This is a genomic window from Streptomyces sp. NPDC079020 (assembly GCF_044542225.1).
Classification (GTDB): Bacteria; Actinomycetota; Actinomycetes; order Streptomycetales; family Streptomycetaceae; genus Streptomyces.
Genome location: NZ_JBITUB010000046.1, coordinates 1 through 1,082, shown reverse-complemented (window position 1 = coordinate 1,082; position 1,082 = coordinate 1). Strand labels below are relative to the sequence as shown.

The 1,082-nt window shown below is 68.4% G+C and carries 1 protein-coding gene and 1 pseudogene; both read right to left on the bottom strand.

Features of this window, described 5'->3' with window-relative positions:
- A pseudogene (locus ACIGJO_RS35760) lies at nucleotides 1-170 on the bottom strand (electron transfer flavoprotein subunit alpha/FixB family protein); the annotation flags it as partial.
- 112 nt (nucleotides 171-282) lie between these two features.
- Nucleotides 283-1,068, bottom strand: coding sequence for an electron transfer flavoprotein subunit beta/FixA family protein (locus ACIGJO_RS35755; RefSeq protein ID WP_399965620.1), 786 nt, complete (start codon nucleotides 1,066-1,068; stop codon nucleotides 283-285).
- Between the last annotated feature and the right edge of the window lie 14 nt (nucleotides 1,069-1,082).

Sequence of the window (1,082 nt, the reverse complement as noted above, 5' to 3'; positions counted from 1 at the left end):
AGCACCCGCACCGCACCGTGCTCCGCGAGCACCCCCGCCGTCCCGGCCGCACCCGCACCCACCGCCACCGCCACCGGATCACCCAGCCGCCGCGCCAGCGTCAGCAGCTCCAGCGTGGGCTTACGGACCACACCGTCCACATGATCGACAAAAACCAGAACTTCAGCCATGACCAAATCTCCCGCACATACGAAGAAACAAGCAGAGGAACACACACCACCCACCCGACACCCCGGCCCGAACACCCCGGCCCGAACACCGGAAAGCGGGCGGACCGGCGCGTCAGATGAACTTCTGGCCCGCGAGGAACCCGGCCAGCAGCCTGCCGCCCTCACCCTCGTCCTTCACGACCGTGCCCGCCGTCCGCGCCGGACGCTCCGCCACCGCGTCCACGGCCGTCCACGCACCACCCGCACCGACCTCGTCCCCACCGATCCCCAGATCATCCAGATCCAGCGACTGAACCGGCTTCTTCTTCGCCGCCATGATCCCCTTGAACGACGGATACCGCGCCTCGCCCGACTGATCGGTCACCGACACCACCGCCGGCAACGACGCCTCCAGCACCTCACTGGCCGTATCACCGTCCCGGCGCCCCCGCACCGCACCGTCCACGACCGACACCTCCGACAGCAACGTCACCTGAGCCACCCCCAGCCGCTCCGCGAGCAACGCCGGCAGCACACCCATCGCCCCGTCCGTCGACGCCATCCCGCAGACCACCAGATCGAACCCCGCGTGCCCGACCGCCTTCGCCAGCACCAGCGACGTCCCCATCGCATCCGTACCGTGCAGAGCGTCGTCCTCCACATGAACAGCCCGGTCCGCACCCATCGACAACGCCTTGCGCAACGCGTCCTTCGCGTCCTCGGGACCCACCGTCAACACCGTCACCTCGGCCCCGTCCACCCCGTCCGCGATCCGCAACGCCTGCTCGACCGCATACTCGTCCAGCTCCGACAACAGACCGTCCACATCCTCACGGTCCACCGTCAGGTCATCGGCGAAACGCCGGTCACCGGTCGCGTCGGGCACATACTTCACACAGACAACGATCCTCAAGCTCACGCCGGCTCTCCTAC